General features: G+C 29.2%; 18 protein-coding genes, 1 pseudogene and 1 riboswitch. Of the genes and pseudogenes, 10 read left to right on the forward strand and 9 right to left on the reverse strand.

What is annotated here, in order from left to right:
* Nucleotides 1-27: 27 nt before the first annotated feature.
* From BLS00_RS02265 to BLS00_RS02275, 3 genes are read right to left on the reverse strand one after another with little or no spacing between them, the layout of a single operon-like run.
* Nucleotides 28-723, reverse strand: a complete 696-nt coding sequence (locus BLS00_RS02265; protein ID WP_091402444.1) for an ATP-binding cassette domain-containing protein — start codon at nt 721-723, stop codon at nt 28-30.
* Nucleotides 675-1,667, reverse strand: a complete 993-nt coding sequence (locus BLS00_RS02270) for an ABC transporter permease (RefSeq protein WP_091402446.1) — start codon at nt 1,665-1,667, stop codon at nt 675-677. Before BLS00_RS02270 ends, BLS00_RS02265 begins: the two co-directional genes overlap by 49 nt.
* A gap of 11 nt (nt 1,668-1,678) precedes the next feature.
* Entirely contained in the window at nt 1,679-2,611 is a 933-nt protein-coding gene (locus tag BLS00_RS02275; protein WP_091402448.1) for an ABC transporter substrate-binding protein, read from the reverse strand.
* Nucleotides 2,612-2,914: 303 nt separating this feature from the next.
* Between BLS00_RS02275 and BLS00_RS02280 the strand changes: the two genes are divergently transcribed.
* Both BLS00_RS02280 and BLS00_RS02285 read left to right on the forward strand, forming a co-directional pair.
* Nucleotides 2,915-3,151 carry a DUF2164 domain-containing protein gene (locus BLS00_RS02280; protein ID WP_091402450.1) on the forward strand — a complete coding sequence of 79 codons (237 nt, stop codon included), beginning with the start codon at nt 2,915-2,917 and terminating at the stop codon, nt 3,149-3,151.
* A 139-nt stretch (nt 3,152-3,290) separates the two neighbouring features.
* On the forward strand, nt 3,291-4,523 hold the full coding sequence (locus BLS00_RS02285; protein ID WP_091402452.1) for an MFS transporter: 1,233 nt from the start codon (nt 3,291-3,293) through the stop codon (nt 4,521-4,523).
* Nucleotides 4,524-4,571: 48 nt separating this feature from the next.
* Here the strand turns inward: BLS00_RS02285 and BLS00_RS02290 are convergent, their stop codons facing one another.
* Complete coding sequence (locus BLS00_RS02290) at nt 4,572-6,203, reverse strand: Na+/H+ antiporter NhaC family protein (RefSeq protein ID WP_091402453.1); 1,632 nt, start codon at nt 6,201-6,203, stop codon at nt 4,572-4,574.
* A 75-nt stretch (nt 6,204-6,278) separates the two neighbouring features.
* A riboswitch (Lysine riboswitch) is annotated at nt 6,279-6,450 on the reverse strand.
* Nucleotides 6,451-6,596: 146 nt separating this feature from the next.
* On the opposite strand from BLS00_RS02290, the gene BLS00_RS02295 reads away from it, so the two are divergent.
* Nucleotides 6,597-7,514: an MBL fold metallo-hydrolase gene (locus BLS00_RS02295; RefSeq protein WP_176759814.1), complete on the forward strand. Its 918-nt coding sequence runs from the start codon at nt 6,597-6,599 to the stop codon at nt 7,512-7,514.
* Nucleotides 7,515-7,586: 72 nt separating this feature from the next.
* On the opposite strand, the gene BLS00_RS02300 is transcribed toward BLS00_RS02295, so the two are convergent.
* Both BLS00_RS02300 and pdxR read right to left on the reverse strand, forming a co-directional pair.
* Nucleotides 7,587-8,444 (reverse strand): DUF4438 domain-containing protein, encoded by an 858-nt coding sequence (locus BLS00_RS02300; RefSeq protein ID WP_091402457.1) that lies wholly within the window; start codon nt 8,442-8,444, stop codon nt 7,587-7,589.
* Nucleotides 8,445-8,511: 67 nt separating this feature from the next.
* The gene (pdxR, locus tag BLS00_RS02305) at nt 8,512-9,948 is read right to left on the reverse strand and encodes a MocR-like pyridoxine biosynthesis transcription factor PdxR (protein ID WP_176759815.1); all 1,437 of its coding nucleotides are present in this window, start codon (nt 9,946-9,948) and stop codon (nt 8,512-8,514) included.
* Nucleotides 9,949-10,063: 115 nt separating this feature from the next.
* On the opposite strand from pdxR, the gene pdxS reads away from it, so the two are divergent.
* Nucleotides 10,064-10,954, forward strand: a complete 891-nt coding sequence (gene pdxS / locus BLS00_RS02310) for a pyridoxal 5'-phosphate synthase lyase subunit PdxS (RefSeq protein ID WP_218119784.1) — start codon at nt 10,064-10,066, stop codon at nt 10,952-10,954.
* A complete protein-coding gene (locus BLS00_RS10550) occupies nt 10,920-11,066 on the forward strand; it encodes a hypothetical protein (RefSeq protein ID WP_176759816.1) in 147 nt (48 codons plus the stop codon). Before pdxS ends, BLS00_RS10550 begins: the two co-directional genes overlap by 35 nt.
* A gap of 18 nt (nt 11,067-11,084) precedes the next feature.
* Here BLS00_RS10550 and BLS00_RS02315 read toward each other — a convergent pair whose 3' ends face one another.
* Together BLS00_RS02315 and BLS00_RS02320 are read right to left on the reverse strand one after the other, a co-directional pair.
* Nucleotides 11,085-11,936 (reverse strand): DDE-type integrase/transposase/recombinase, encoded by an 852-nt coding sequence (locus BLS00_RS02315; RefSeq protein WP_176759817.1) that lies wholly within the window; start codon nt 11,934-11,936, stop codon nt 11,085-11,087.
* Nucleotides 11,937-12,079: 143 nt separating this feature from the next.
* The gene (locus tag BLS00_RS02320) at nt 12,080-12,472 is read right to left on the reverse strand and encodes a transposase (RefSeq protein ID WP_091402462.1); all 393 of its coding nucleotides are present in this window, start codon (nt 12,470-12,472) and stop codon (nt 12,080-12,082) included.
* A 68-nt stretch (nt 12,473-12,540) separates the two neighbouring features.
* On the opposite strand from BLS00_RS02320, the gene pdxT reads away from it, so the two are divergent.
* From pdxT to BLS00_RS10715, 5 genes are read left to right on the forward strand one after another with little or no spacing between them, the layout of a single operon-like run.
* On the forward strand, nt 12,541-13,026 hold the full coding sequence (pdxT, locus tag BLS00_RS02325) for a pyridoxal 5'-phosphate synthase glutaminase subunit PdxT (RefSeq protein WP_218119785.1): 486 nt from the start codon (nt 12,541-12,543) through the stop codon (nt 13,024-13,026).
* Nucleotides 13,027-13,042: 16 nt separating this feature from the next.
* Complete coding sequence (locus tag BLS00_RS10555; protein ID WP_176759818.1) at nt 13,043-13,213, forward strand: hypothetical protein; 171 nt, start codon at nt 13,043-13,045, stop codon at nt 13,211-13,213.
* Between the two features lie 7 nt (nt 13,214-13,220).
* Nucleotides 13,221-13,571, forward strand: a complete 351-nt coding sequence (locus tag BLS00_RS02330; protein WP_176759819.1) for a hypothetical protein — start codon at nt 13,221-13,223, stop codon at nt 13,569-13,571.
* The gene (locus BLS00_RS02335; protein ID WP_091402468.1) at nt 13,568-13,756 is read left to right on the forward strand and encodes a hypothetical protein; all 189 of its coding nucleotides are present in this window, start codon (nt 13,568-13,570) and stop codon (nt 13,754-13,756) included. The genes BLS00_RS02330 and BLS00_RS02335 overlap by 4 nt, the downstream gene beginning before the upstream one ends.
* Before the next feature lie 14 nt (nt 13,757-13,770).
* Nucleotides 13,771-13,902, forward strand: a complete 132-nt coding sequence (locus tag BLS00_RS10715; RefSeq protein WP_218119786.1) for an HD domain-containing phosphohydrolase — start codon at nt 13,771-13,773, stop codon at nt 13,900-13,902.
* A 385-nt stretch (nt 13,903-14,287) separates the two neighbouring features.
* Here the strand turns inward: BLS00_RS10715 and BLS00_RS10890 are convergent.
* Nucleotides 14,288-14,445, reverse strand: a pseudogene (locus BLS00_RS10890) (IS256 family transposase); the annotation flags it as partial.

Here is a 14,445-nt window from a genome sequence, read left to right on the forward strand (position 1 = left end):
TTTTAAAATATAAATCATTTAAAACGATTAACTAATCTTTTTGTTTTTAAAATCTCCAACTAATCTTCCGTTATCCAATTGCAATATTCTTTCGGAATATTTTCTAATAAGCTTTTCATTGTGATTAATCATTAAAACAGTAATTCCCATATTTTTATTAATATAAGTTGTTAGATTCATTATTTTTTCTGCCATTTTCGGATCTAAAGCCGCAGTATGTTCATCTAATAATAAAATATCGGGTTTAGATATAGAAGCGATAATAAGAGACAAAGCCTGTTTTTGCCCTCCTGAAAGTTCTTTCACTTTTGTTTTCAATCTTTTATCTAATCCAATATCCAAATTTTTTAACAAGTCTAATCCTTTTACTTTCCCAAATTTTAAAAGTCTTCTACCTTTTTTCGATCCAAGCATTAAATTTTCTTCAATAGTTAGATCGGGGAAAACACCGCTATCTGGGTTTTGATAAACTATGCTGATGTTTTTTAATATCTTGTAAGAGGGTATTTTATAAGTATTTTTTTCATCTAAAAAATAGTAACCATGTTCTGGTTTTATATCTCCTGTCAATACTTTGAATAAAGTTGATTTTCCAGAACCATTTGATCCTGTTACTGTTATTAATTCACCCTTTTTGAACTTAAATGAAAAATTTTCTAAAGCGATTTTTTCATTCACCTCGCCCTTATTATAAATGACTTTAATCTCTTCAAGCTTAACCATTTTTTTACCTCCTCATTTCTAAGACCTATCATCAAAATTATAAATATTGAAGTTAATAGCTTCATATCTCCAGGGTTAAACCCTATTTTGTATCCATATTTCATTACCAGTGCAATTACAAACTGATAAATAATTCCCCCAATAAAGGCGCATAATAAATTGTATAAAATATTCAGCTTGCCTAAAACTATTTCTCCAATAATAACAGCTGCTAAAGAAGAAACAACAATCCCTTGTCCCATATTTACATCAGAAAACCCAGAGTAAATCGCAAAAAAACCACCAGCTAAACCAGGAAAAAAATTTCCAAGAAATAATCCAGTGTAACTAAAAATATTGGGATTCATGCCAAGATTTTTAATGCCTTCTTTATTGTTTCCAAACCCCCTAAGAGCAAGTCCAAATTCTGTTTTAAAGAGTAAATATAGTAAAAAAATAATAATTGAAGATATAAATAACAAAAAATAAATGTCAATTGAAAAAACGTTTGTAAAGTTTTCATTTTTTTGAAGTTCATTACTAACTAACGATTCAGTGTTGTTTGTATCTTCAAATAAAAAATCCAATTTTGTCTGTTCTTCATAAATTACCTCTTCACCGTAGCTTTCTTTTGGTACTGAAATGTTTGGACCGTCCATAATTCTTAAATTAATTGAATATAACATAGTCATAATTAAAATACTTGCAAGAAGACTATGCATATTAAATTTATTATACAAAAAAGCTGTAAAAAGCCCAGCAATACCAGAGGCCAAAGCCCCCAACAAAATTGCAAAAGGTAGTAAAACATTTGCATAAAGTAGGCTGATAGTTACAGCCGCACCAAGGACATAAGATCCATCAGGCGTTAAATCTGGTAAATCTATAACCCTAAATGATATGAAAACTCCGAGCGCAGCTAACGATGCAATCAATCCCTGTTCAAAAATACTTATTATATCCATATTAAAACTCCTTATTCAATAATATCTGCATTATCTATTAATTCATCTGGAATGTTTAAGTTAAAAGCTTTTGCTCTTTCAAGGTTTAAGTATAATAAAAGAGCATTTCCTGGCATAAAAGTAGATTCGATCTCAGAGATTTTTTCCCCATTAATAATTCTTCTTACAATTTTTCCAGTTTCAATACCCAAGCTTTTGTAATCAAAGCCAAAACCTATAACTGAAGAAGCCTTTGCAATATCAATGTCTCCTGATATTACAGGAATTTTCTTTTCTTTCATTTTTTCTGATAAAAGTTCAATAGAAGAAGCAACAAGGTTGTCTGTAAAAAGATAGAAAATATCGACTTCATCACTTCTGGAATTTATTCCAGTTATCAATTCATTAATATTACTTCCTGAAATTTCAATAGTATTTAAACCTAATTCTTCACTATATTTATTTGCCAATTCAACAATTTTTTTAGAATTAATCTCACCCGTATTGAAAAGTAATCCGATATTTTTTGCTTCTGGAAAATATTTTTTTATAAGATTCATATGTAATTCAACTGGCAACATATCAGAAATTCCAACAATATTTCCTGAATTCAAACCCATTTTCGGAATTAAACCTGCGGCTACCGGATCTGTTACTGCAGTAAACACAATAGGTTTGTTTTTAATAGAATTCGCTGCAGCTTGTGCTGAAGGAGTTGCTATAGCAACAATTAAATCAGAATCATTGTTAAATTTTTTTGCTATCTGAGTAGCATTTTGAAAAGACCCTTGTGCTATTTGGTGATCGTAAACTAAATCCATATCAGATAATTCTTCTTTTAGCCCTTCAAAAACAGCGTCTAAAGCAGGATGTTCAACAATTTGAGTTACTCCTATAGTCAATGAAAAAACTTGTACTACAAATAAACTAAAAACCAAAAATACCCCAAAAAATCTCTTTTTCATAAAAAACACCTCCGGAAAATTTTAATAAAAAAGGGTGTCTGCAAAATAAATGCAGACACCCAAAATTGTTTTTGTTCTCCTTATGTACCCATGACAAAACAGGTACCGGACAGACAAAATTGAGTGTCATTCCCGTACCAATAATAAGCAAAAAATCTATTTATTTTTAAAGAATTATGATTACACATTAAAATCACCTTTTTCCTTTTAAATTGTTTTTATTATATCACCTTAATTTTATATTGTCAAATAATTAATTTAATTTTACAAAAATTAATATATAATTCTCTTGGAGGTGGTGTGATGAGTAATATCAAAATAGATAATATGAAAAAAGAGCAATTAATAGAGGAAATAAAGAAGTATTTTTTTAATGAATCTGGAGAAGACATAGGCAATTTAAGGGCAAGAATGATTTTAGAGTTTTTTATAGATACAATAGGACCAACAATATATAATCAGGGGGTTAGTGATGCTCATAATTATATGAAAAATAAATTAGATGAAGTCTTTGAATTAGAAGTATATAGAAAGAGATAGCGATTCTTTTGAATAGCTATCTCTTTAATTTAAGATTAAAATATATTTTTTTAAATAAAATTAATATTTTTTAAAATAACTAAAAATTACTATAATATAAATGTGGTAAAAATTAATAAACTATGAGGGAGGGTATAAAATGACAAAACAAGAACGTAGCTGGGTGTTATATGATTGGGCTAATTCAGCTTTTTCAATTGCGATAACAACAGCTATTTTTCCGCTATTTTTTAAATCTTATGCTGCTGCTGACTTACCTAATAATATTTCTACTGCCTACTGGGGTTATTGGAACTCTTTAGCTACATTTATAATTGCTATTTTAGCCCCTATTTTAGGGACAATTGCTGATTACAAAAATCGAAAAAAACGGTTTCTAATATTTTTCTGGATAATGGGAATATTAGGGACAGGAATGCTTTCACTGATAAACGAAGGTCAATGGGTGATGGCGTTGTCCATATATGTTATTTCTTTAGTAGGATTTTCCGGGGCAAACATATTTTATGATGCTTTCCTTGTTGATGTAACAACAGATGAAAGAATGGACTGGGTTAGTTCAAGTGGTTTTGGATGGGGGTATTTAGGAAGCACAATTCCTTTTATTATCAGTATAGTTTTTATTTTAAACCCCTCTATAATTGGTTTGTCTGGAGATGTAGCAGCACAGAAATTCTCATTTATTATTACTGCAGTATGGTGGGGGGTATTTACAATTCCATTGATTTTAAATGTGAAACAGAAAAACTTTATTCCTCCATCTAAAACACCAATAAAAGATGGATTTCAAAGGTTGGCAAAGACCATTGGGAATATAAAAGAAAATAAAAACACATTCATATTCTTAATTGCATATTTCTTCTATATCGATGGTGTTGGTACTATAATTAAAATGGCAACTTCGTATGGTGCTGATGTAGGAATAGCTTCTGATGATCTATTGATTATTTTGCTTGTAACACAATTTGTGGCTTTCCCTTTTGCACTTATTTATGGAAAATTAGCTAAAAAAGTATCAGCAAAATTCATGCTTTTTATTGGGATATTGATTTATATAATATTGACTACATATGCTTATTTTATTAATTCGACACTTGATTATTGGATACTTGCTATGTTGGTTGCTTCCTCTCAAGGTGGGATTCAAGCTTTAAGTAGATCTCTTTATGGTAAATTGATACCAAAAGAAAAATCTGCAGAATTTTATGGATTTTACAATATATTTGGTAAATTTGCTGCGGTAATGGGACCATTTTTAGTAGGTTTTTTCTCCCAAGTATCAGGAAGTTCAAGAACAGGAATATTTAGTATTGTAGTATTGTTTATCATAGGAGGAATTGTTTTAACACAAGTAAAAGAAAGAAAAGTATAAATATAATAAAATAGCCTTACCCTTAATTTCTTAAGGGTAAGGCTATTTTTAATTGTATTCTTTCAGTTTTTCTTTTAAATTTCTTTCGTGTTTTCTTGCAGATTTTTCATGCAGAAACTTAAATAAAATAGTTAGTACAATAAACCCAAAAACTAAATTAACAATTCCAGCGATAAACAGCCCAAATTGGGTTGTGAAACCAGTTATTAAAAAGCCTACAAACGCTACAGAAGCAACAGTTGTTGCATACGGCATTTGAGTTTGGACATGATCGATGTGATTACATCCAGCACCGGTACTTGAAAGAATTGTTGTGTCTGAAATAGGAGATGCGTGATCACCATAAATTGCACCAGAAAGCACAGAAGCTACCAATGGAACAATCAAATCAATTCGCCCAGTGCTTGCAGCCATAGGCACTGCAATAGGGATTAAAATACCAAAGGTTCCCCAGCTTGTACCAGTTGAAAAAGAAACAATTGCTGCAGTTAAAAAGAAAAGAGCCGGCATTATTTCTATAGGGAAATTATCACTTGCTAAGCTAACTAAATACTCTCCAGTCTTTAGATCACCCCTTATAATTGCCCCAATAGTCCAAGCAAGAATAAGTATTTCTAATGCAGGAAGCATCATTTTAAACCCTTTCCAAGCCAATTCTGGAATCTCTTTTAGGTTAATGGTTTTTCTTATAGTAAACCAAGATAATGTAAAAATCAAAGTAATCACCCCACCCCAAAAGAGTGCAAAAGCAGAATTCATATTTTCAAAAGCAACTGCCAAGTTATTTTCTCCACCGAAGAGAGCATAACCGCCTGTGTATAACATAAACATTATTATTGAAAAGATCAAAATTACAATAGGTAAAACTAAATCAATTACCTTTCCTTTTGAATCAGGTTCAACATCGTTTTGTATGTTGTTTGCTACTTTTTTATCTGAATTGAATAAATCTCCCTCTGAAACAGCTATAAATTCATGTTCATACATAGGACCATAATCATAGTTTTTCCAAATAATCATAATAACCATAAATATTGTTAATATAGCATATGAATTAAAGAAAATTGATGATAAAAATACATTATAAGGATTTAAATTAGCTAAAACTCCGGAGCCAACTCCAGATTGCGTTAATTGTGAAATAACTTCTGCTACCCAACTTGAAATGGGTGCTAATATGCATATTGGAGCAGCAGTAGAATCTATAATATAAGCCAATTTTGCCCTTGAAACATTGTATTTATCAGTAACTGGTTTCATAACAGTACCAACTGTTAATGAATTAAAGTAATCATCTAAAAATATCAAAACACCAAGAATAAATGTAGAAAAAGAAGCTCCTTTTCTAGTTTTAATTTTTTTTGATGCCCAGTTTCCGTAAGCAACTGCACCGCCAGCTCTTGATATTAACGCTACCATAAAACCGAGAATTACTAAAAATAATAGAATGAATAAATTCCAGCTTTCATTAAAAGATTCTAAAGATCTTAAATTTGAAAACTCAACATTTTCCCAAATCAAATTGACTATTTTAACAGCTGCCTCCCAAATATGCCCCTGAGTTACTATCAATGCACCAGTTACAATTCCAGCAAAAAGAGAAATTAAAACTTTTTTTGTTAAGAATGCCAATCCAATTGCAACTAATGGTGGTAATAATGACCAAATTCCATAATCCATAAAAACAACTCCTCATATTTAGATTAATAAAAAAATGCGCTTCTCGGTGGAGAAGCGCACAATATTTTTTATTGTGTGGCAAACGGCACTCCACATTATAATGTGACAGTCGTAAAGATATTATCCCTACGCCCAGAAAACAACAATTGAGGTTGCTATTTTCTTCGGCAACTTTACCTTTCATCTTTCAATTTCCTCAAAAATAAAGAAAAGATTACTAATTAAAGCTGCAGCCTCCGTTTTGACAAAAATATTCACTTAATCGAAAATAGTATATCATAATAAGTTCTTATAATATTTAATTATATGTAAAAATAAACAAAAAATATCCTTGCAATTATATCTCTTTGTTAGGTATAATAAGATGTTATGATGCTTAAAAGAGGTGAGATTATGAAAGTTACTGAAATAGGTAGTAGGGGTTTAATGTTTGATTTTGAAGACGGGGAAACAACATTAGGCCAAACAATAGTTTATTTGATCAAAGGAGAGAAATATTTTTTCTTATGTGATACTCAAACGGGTTCTAAGCCCATGAGTTTAGTAAAAGATTATATAGAAGAAGAATTGAAAAATAAACAGTTGATTATTTTTAATTCTCATTATCACTGGGATCATATTTGGGGTAATGATTTTTTTGAAGATTCAATCATAGTCTCTCATTCAAAAGCAAGGGATAATATGATTGAAAATGCTGAAAAAGAGTTAAAAGAAAATTCAAAATTTGTTGAAGGCAAAATAAAAATAAAATATCCCGACATAACATTTGATAAAAAACTCTCTTTTGAAGATGAAGGTGTAGAGTTCATATACGCTCCAGGTCACACTTCTGGACATGCAATTTGTTATGACAAAAAAGAAAAAATAGTTTTTGTTGGTGATTTGGTTGAAGAACCAATCCCAATGTTGTTGGATAAAGACTTAGATGCATTTAGAAACTCTTTAGAGTACATTTTAACAATGAATGCGAATACCTATGTAACCACACATTCTTATATAGCTTCTGAAGAAATGGTCAATGTGAATCTACAATATGTAAAAGCGGTAATAGACAATAAAAAAACCCCAGAAAAAATATTAAAAAATTATCCAGATATTGAAACATTAGACAAGTTCAACAGAAATAATGTGATGATATTGAAATATGAAAATATTTTGAAAAATTCCAATAACAACTTTGATGGTGATAGATTTAGAGAAGAATTATACAAAGAAATGAAAATAGATAAATCTAAATACGATAGCACAGTAGAAATGATAGCTTCTATAGATAAAGACAAGTTAGAGAAAAAATTAAAAGAAAAGGTATAAAAAATCTACATTTTTAGCTTTCAATGGCTATACATAAATAATAAAAAAAGAAGGGAATTTATCCCTTCTTTTTTATACTTTAACGTATTTTTTTATATTAGATTCAGAATCAATTTTAGCTTCTATTAAAGATTTTTTACTTGTCATAATAGTTGTAACACCCGGGCCATGGCCCGCTTTTATACAATTGGAATGTACAATAACCCCTATAGAAACAGCACCTTTCAAATAAGTCCTACCATAAGAATTATCATGGTTTTCTATCATTACTAAATCACCGAAATTCAATTTATCTATACCAAGCCTTTTTATCTCTTCTTCATCAGAAGTCATAATGTCATAATCTCCGTTATAAGCACTAGCGCTTCCAACACCTGATCCCATTAAATGTGCAGGCACTTTACAAGCTACAGGAACAATTAATTTACCATCTTTTTCTTCTATTGGGATATTTTCAAATAAACCCGGATCTACATTCATGACTTTTATTTCAGGGTAGTAATCTGTCAAACGCAGTCCTTGACCAAAAGATCTAACTAATATCTTATCATCAATAGCCATCAAAAACATTTCTTCTTTATCAAAGTCAATTAAAGTATGTTCAATTCCACCATGGGAACCAGTTACAAAACCTTCTGCCCCTTTTGCCTCTCCTGAAACCACAATTGCTTTATTACCTATACAAGCCAAATTCATCAGAGCATCATTTTCTATTTTTTCTTCATTTCTTATTGAGACACCTGGCTCTACGTGGTCTCCTACTAAATCAAAAGCAGAATCTCCAACTCTAAAATTATAAGTTATGCCCCCTGTTGCAGGTAACATCATAGGTTCTCCATCATTGTTTACCCTATAATTCTTCCCCATTGGGTGATGAATCTTACCTTGAACAGATTGCATAACTAATTTTTCTTTGTTAGTTTTTAACATTCACATTCCCCCTTAAACAATAGTCATATAAATTAAATCATAAAATAATAAGGAATGCAAACTAAAATCAAACTATCGGTTGTATATTTTCTTCAGTAAAATCATCATCCAAAATATTCTTCATTATTTCAAATCCATTAGTGATCTGTTCTAAAGAAGTATCAGAAAAACTAATTCTGAAGGTGTTGTTCAAATTTTTATTTTCAGTATTAAAATACTTTTCTGGTAATAAAGAAACACCATTTATTCTACATTTATAAATAAAGTTATCAAAATTATGATTTTTTAATTTTAACCAGAAATAAACCCCACCTTTTGGTATAAAAACCATCTCGAAATATTTAGAATATTTTTCTATTAATTTCTTAGTGTGTAGAAATCTTTTTTTGAAAAGATCGTTTATTTTGTTTATATGTTTATCGTAGTCTCCATTTTTCAAATAAAGGTCAAAAGCCCTTTGGTTCAAACCAGAAGTAGAAATGTCAGAGGAATATTTTGTAGATATAATTTTTGTAGATAAAGATTTTGGGAAAACCATATATCCTAGTCTGAGCCCTGGCATAAAGATTTTTGAATAGCTTTTGATATAAATAACTTTATTATTCTTATCCAAGGATTTAAGGGATACAACATCTTCATTAAAATAGTTTAATTCAGAGATACAATCATCTTCAACAATGAAAAAATCATAGTTAACTGACATATCTATTAATCTTTTTTTACTCTCTAAATCCATAATCATTCCAGTAGGGTTCTGAAAATTTGGCATACAATAGAGAAAATTAATTTTATCTTTTTGTAAAAAATTTTCTAGTTCATCCAGGTCAATTCCATTTTTGGTTATATTAAAACTATGAATTTTTGCTTTTCTTTCTTTAAAAGAAGCGAGAGCACCAGAATAAGAAGGAGTTTCAATAGCAATATTATCTCCTTCATTAATAAAAATTTTTGAAATAATATCTATAGCCTGTTGTGCGCCAGAAACTATTTGAATATCTTTATATGAACTATTCATATTTTTTGTTATCAAAAAGTCTGAAATGTGTTTTCTTAAAGATATATAACCTTGTGTATTTTGGTAATCAAAAGCCTTTCCTCCATCTCTATCCAAAACATGATTAATAGCATTTTTAAAATCTTCTATTGGAAAAAGATCATGACTCGGTGTTGCTGAAGCAAAATTTATGTTATTCTTCACGTTCATTTGAGTTGAATCAATTTTGTCGTTTACATAGTCATCATAATCTTCGTGAATTTTTATGTTTTTTGCAGAAGATACATAGCTACCACTACCAACTTTCTTATATATCAGTTTTTCTTCTTTTAGCTTTTCATAAGCTTTAACAACTGTAGATGGATTTAAACTATTTTCATCCGCCAATGTTCTTACAGCTGGTAATCTTGTGTTTTCTTTTAAATCATTTTTTAGAATTTTTTGTTTTAAAGACCTATAAACCTGTAAATACAAAGGTGTTTTAGATTTTCTTGAAAGATTTAGATTCATAATACCTCCTTGTGTACCACTACAATAATTAATAAACCATACATTGACAATACAATATAAAAGTGTGAGAATATCATTGTGTAATACAATTATATCAAAAAAAGGGGTGTGTTTTATGTTAAAAGATTTGCAAGAAAGATATAGATTGAATAAAAATTTGGCACAAATGTTAAAAGGCGGAGTCATAATGGACGTAACTAATGCAGAACAAGCTAAAATAGCTGAGGATTCTGGAGCTGTTGCTGTTATGGCATTAGAAAGAGTTCCTGCAGATATAAGAAAAAATGGTGGAGTAGCGAGAATGTCAGATCCAAAAATGATAAAAGAAATAATGGATTCCGTTTCTATCCCTGTTATGGCGAAAGTTAGAATTGGGCATTTTGTTGAAGCTCAGATTTTAGAATATCTGGATATAGACTATATAGACGAAAGTGAAGTATTGACTCCAGCAGATGAAACATATCATATAAACAAAAAAGATTTTAAAACCCCGTTTGTGTGCGGGGCAAGAAATCTTGGTGAAGCTTTGAGAAGGGTTGCAGAAGGTGCTTCAATGATAAGAACAAAAGGAGAAGCAGGAACAGGTAATGTCGTAGAGTCTGTAAAACATATAAAAAAAATAAACGAACAAATAAGAGAAATACAAGGTCTATCAAACGATCAATTAGTTGTTAAATCAAAGGAAATACAAGCTCCACTAGATCTAATTGAATATGTTTCAAAAAATGGTAAACTACCAGTTGTAAATTTTGCAGCGGGTGGAGTTGCAACTCCTGCTGATGCATCTCTCATGATGCAACTAGGGGCAGATGGAGTTTTTGTTGGATCGGGTATTTTTAAATCTGGAGATCCTGTAAAAAGGGCAAAAGCAATAGTAGAAGCGGTAACTCATTATAACGATCCATCTATTTTAGCAAAAGTTTCAGAAGATTTGGGGGAAGCTATGGTAGGAATAAACATCGACACATTAAATGAAGACGAAAGATATGCACATAGAGGTTGGTAAAATGGTTAATATTGGAATATTGGATTTACAAGGTGGTGTAGAAGAACACTTTAATGCGATAAATAAGATAAAAGATGCTAATGCAATCAGCGGCCTGACCCCTGGATATTAGACAAGAGGTATAAAGTAGTTACTTTTTAACAGAAATAGAAAATAAATCATCGACAAACAAATCAACAGAATCATGGTTAAAAGAATCATGAAAAGAAGCAGGAGTCATATAATTCAAAGAACCATGAGGTCTGAGATAATGATAGAAATACAAATAAGCCTTGTATCTGAAAAAAGCATCCTCAGTATCTTGAATATCCGGATTAAGAGAAACAAATTCTCTCTCAACAGAAGAATGATGAGATTCAATAAAAGCTTGAGAATTAGGATTATTCTTGTAACCGAACTCATGGGAAACGTTAAATTCATTCATAAAATCTTTAGTTAGTTTAGATATAAATTGAGGACCATTATCCGTTCTAATAGTTAAATTAGAAGGATCGAGATTTCTGAATTCAAAAGCACTTTTAAGAGTAGAAATAAAATCTTTAGATTTACAAGAATCACCAATAAAAGAACCAACAATGTTTTTATCAAAAACGTCAATAACATCTAATAAAGGAATATACTTATTGTTAGCAGGTATGAACTTAATATCTGCTTCGAAAAATTGATTAGGTCTGGTAACCTCATGATTATTAGGTCTTTTCTTTGGATATTTAAAATGATTCACATAAGCTCTTACAAACCCAAGTTCTTTTCTAATAGAATGAACCTTCTTGTGGTTAACGATAATACCATGCTCATTTCTCAAAAAAGCAGAGATTTTCTTAGAGCCCAAAGTTCTGACATAGTAATAAGGGTCATTAGGATCATCAACAGAATAAATCTTATTAAATAACTCATATAAATCTGAATCAGAAAACTTGGAACCTGAAATAGTGAAAGAAAATCCTCGTCTATTAGAATTAGAACTATTAAAAAAACTCAAACTAAAAAACAACCTATTATTATAATAAAAAGTACTCTTTTTAATCTCAAAAAAATTCAACAAAAAACTCATAGAAAGCCCGTACTCTTTGTACTTATTAATTAAGAAATACCAGGCAACAAAAGAAAAGTCAGTAGAAAAAACTATTTGAGATTTTTTTTTAGAATCTCGTTTTGTTCTCTAAGAAGTTGTATTTCTAATTCCTTTTCTAAAAGACTCTTTTCATATCTGGTAAGTTTTCTTTTAATAGAAGAAATATCTTCATTAGAGTTATTAGACTTTTCAACACCAGCTTTATCGTATATAACGGGTGGGACCTTAGAAAAGTCAGAAATAATAGATTTAGATCTACCTTTTCTAGTTTTAAAAACGTTATCGTCATATCCAGATTCTTCATACTTTTTGACCCATTTAGTCAATGTACTAGAAGAAACATGATATTCTTCAGATATTTCAGCATATGTTTTTTCTGTATTTAAATAATCTTTAACAACATCTAACTTAAATTCTGATGGATAACTTGTTCCTTTTCTCATGTCTAATCACCTCTTATTTTTATTTTAGCACTTTATACTTCTTTGTCCAATTTCTCTTAGGGGTGATTATGATCAGAATAAAGAAGAAAGAACAACTACATGAAATCCAAGGGTTGGTAATACCTGGCGGAGAAAGTACTACACTGAATAAATTAATAAAAATATATGGTTTTGTTGATCCAATAATAAAATTTTCAAAAGAAAAACCTATATGGGTAACTTGTGCTGGTTTGATAATATTATCAAGAAAATATTTGAATTTAATTGATATAGAGGTTCAAAGAAATGCTTTTGGTAGACAAAGTAGTAGTTTTATAGAAAAAGACTATATACCAAAAATATCTACAAATAAAATTGAAATGGTCTTTATAAGAGCACCGGTAATAACAAAAATTGGCTCTGAAGTGAATATATTGAAAAAGATAGAAGGTAAAATAGTTGCAGCAGAAACAGAAAATATTTTAGTAACTTCTTTTCATCCTGAACTTACAAAACTATTAGATGTTCACAAATATTTCGTTAAAAAAGTTAAAAAGGGATTGAAGAGAGTATAATTAAAATGTGATTAATATGAAAAATACTAAAATAATAAAAAATTTATTTTTAGATTTATTAGGAAAAATAAATAGAAATATAGATGATTTTCTTCACGATGAAAATGAAGAAAGTATACATAAAATAAGAACAACCTCAAGAAGAATAGAAGTTTTGACATTATTTGAAAAAAATAGTAAAAAATAATCAAATTATGAAAATAATAATGAAAAAAACTAATGATTATAGGGACTATCAAATACTAAAAACATATTTCAGAAAATATAATATAGAATATTTTATTGATTTCAAAAATAAAGATGAACTAATAAATTATATAAAAAATATTGATTTACCAAAAAAATTTGATATAGAAAATAAAAACTGGAATAATGAAATTGATAAAACCATAAAATACAACATAAAAAAAATTAATAAGATTTTTTTTAAAGATAAGACCTTATATGGTTTACACAGAATAAGAGTTAAAGTTAAAAAAATTAGATATAATTTTGAAGCAAAATTATTATTCGATAAAAAAACAAACTTCACTATGAAAAAATGATATTAATAACTAAAAAAACACAAGATTTATTAGGAAAAATAAATGATCTAAAGAATTTTATTCATTATTCAAATGATCAAAAAATAGAATTACCAAATAAAGTTTTTATAGATTTAAAAAATACTTATTATAAAAGTGATGAACTAATAAAAATATTTTTCGTTGAAAATAAAGAAATATTTTAAAAAATAAACCAACAATGGAAATGGCTGCTGATATAGCTCATCATCATGAACATTATGATGGTTCAGGATACCCACTGAATTTAAAGGGTAACAATATCCCGCTTTGTGCTAGAATTGTTGCGATTGTTGATTTTATGATGCTTTAAGAAGTAAAAGGCCTTACAAAGAAACTTGGTGTCATTTAAAGGCGATTAAACAAATAAAAGAAGAATCAAAATCTCATTTTGATCCAGAGTTAGTAGAAGTATTTTTAGAAAATGAACAGGAAATTCTAAAAATAGCAAATGAATATAAAGATTAAAAAATGGCTGTATATTTTTATATAGAGTCTGTAAAATAAAGTGTGTAAAAACACCAAATTGGTAGTAAAAAACAAATGAAAAATGACAAAAAACGTCCCAACAAAAAATTAAAACAAGAAACTACTAAAATTATAACTCTAAAACTCATAAAAAATACACAAAGCAAAATGATAGTATATTAACAGTGAAAACTGCTTAGAATAAGTATTATTAAGTTTTTAGATTAGGATTAGAAGATATAGTCTTTAAGTCTATCTTCGAAAACAATGGACAGTTCAGCTATAATGAGGTTCCAATTATTGTATCTGGCTGTCCATTTTTTTGTGGCTTTTTGAGTAGCAAGATACAGCATTTTCATTAGAGACTGTTCATTTGGGAAAATGGATT

This window comes from Geotoga petraea (genome assembly GCF_900102615.1).
Classification (GTDB): domain Bacteria; phylum Thermotogota; class Thermotogae; order Petrotogales; family Petrotogaceae; genus Geotoga; species Geotoga petraea.

Coding starts and splice junctions, on each gene's coding strand:
- BLS00_RS10550 (WP_176759816.1), top strand. CDS start 10,920: ATGAAGACGAAAGATATGCACATAGAGGTTGGTAAAATGGTTAATATT.
- pdxT (WP_218119785.1), top strand. CDS start 12,541: ATGATCAGAATAAAGAAGAAAGAACAACTACATGAAATCCAAGGGTTG.
- BLS00_RS02300 (WP_091402457.1), bottom strand. CDS start 8,444: ATGTTAAAAACTAACAAAGAAAAATTAGTTATGCAATCTGTTCAAGGT.
- BLS00_RS10555 (WP_176759818.1), top strand. CDS start 13,043: ATGAAAAATACTAAAATAATAAAAAATTTATTTTTAGATTTATTAGGA.
- BLS00_RS02320 (WP_091402462.1), bottom strand. CDS start 12,472: ATGAGAAAAGGAACAAGTTATCCATCAGAATTTAAGTTAGATGTTGTT.
- BLS00_RS02335 (WP_091402468.1), top strand. CDS start 13,568: ATGATATTAATAACTAAAAAAACACAAGATTTATTAGGAAAAATAAAT.
- BLS00_RS02265 (WP_091402444.1), bottom strand. CDS start 723: ATGGTTAAGCTTGAAGAGATTAAAGTCATTTATAATAAGGGCGAGGTG.
- BLS00_RS02275 (WP_091402448.1), bottom strand. CDS start 2,611: ATGAAAAAGAGATTTTTTGGGGTATTTTTGGTTTTTAGTTTATTTGTA.
- BLS00_RS02330 (WP_176759819.1), top strand. CDS start 13,221: ATGAAAATAATAATGAAAAAAACTAATGATTATAGGGACTATCAAATA.
- BLS00_RS10715 (WP_218119786.1), top strand. CDS start 13,771: ATGGAAATGGCTGCTGATATAGCTCATCATCATGAACATTATGATGGT.
- BLS00_RS02285 (WP_091402452.1), top strand. CDS start 3,291: ATGACAAAACAAGAACGTAGCTGGGTGTTATATGATTGGGCTAATTCA.
- BLS00_RS02270 (WP_091402446.1), bottom strand. CDS start 1,667: ATGGATATAATAAGTATTTTTGAACAGGGATTGATTGCATCGTTAGCT.
- pdxR (WP_176759815.1), bottom strand. CDS start 9,948: ATGAATCTAAATCTTTCAAGAAAATCTAAAACACCTTTGTATTTACAG.
- BLS00_RS02280 (WP_091402450.1), top strand. CDS start 2,915: ATGAGTAATATCAAAATAGATAATATGAAAAAAGAGCAATTAATAGAG.
- BLS00_RS02295 (WP_176759814.1), top strand. CDS start 6,597: ATGAAAGTTACTGAAATAGGTAGTAGGGGTTTAATGTTTGATTTTGAA.
- pdxS (WP_218119784.1), top strand. CDS start 10,064: ATGTTAAAAGATTTGCAAGAAAGATATAGATTGAATAAAAATTTGGCA.
- BLS00_RS02290 (WP_091402453.1), bottom strand. CDS start 6,203: ATGGATTATGGAATTTGGTCATTATTACCACCATTAGTTGCAATTGGA.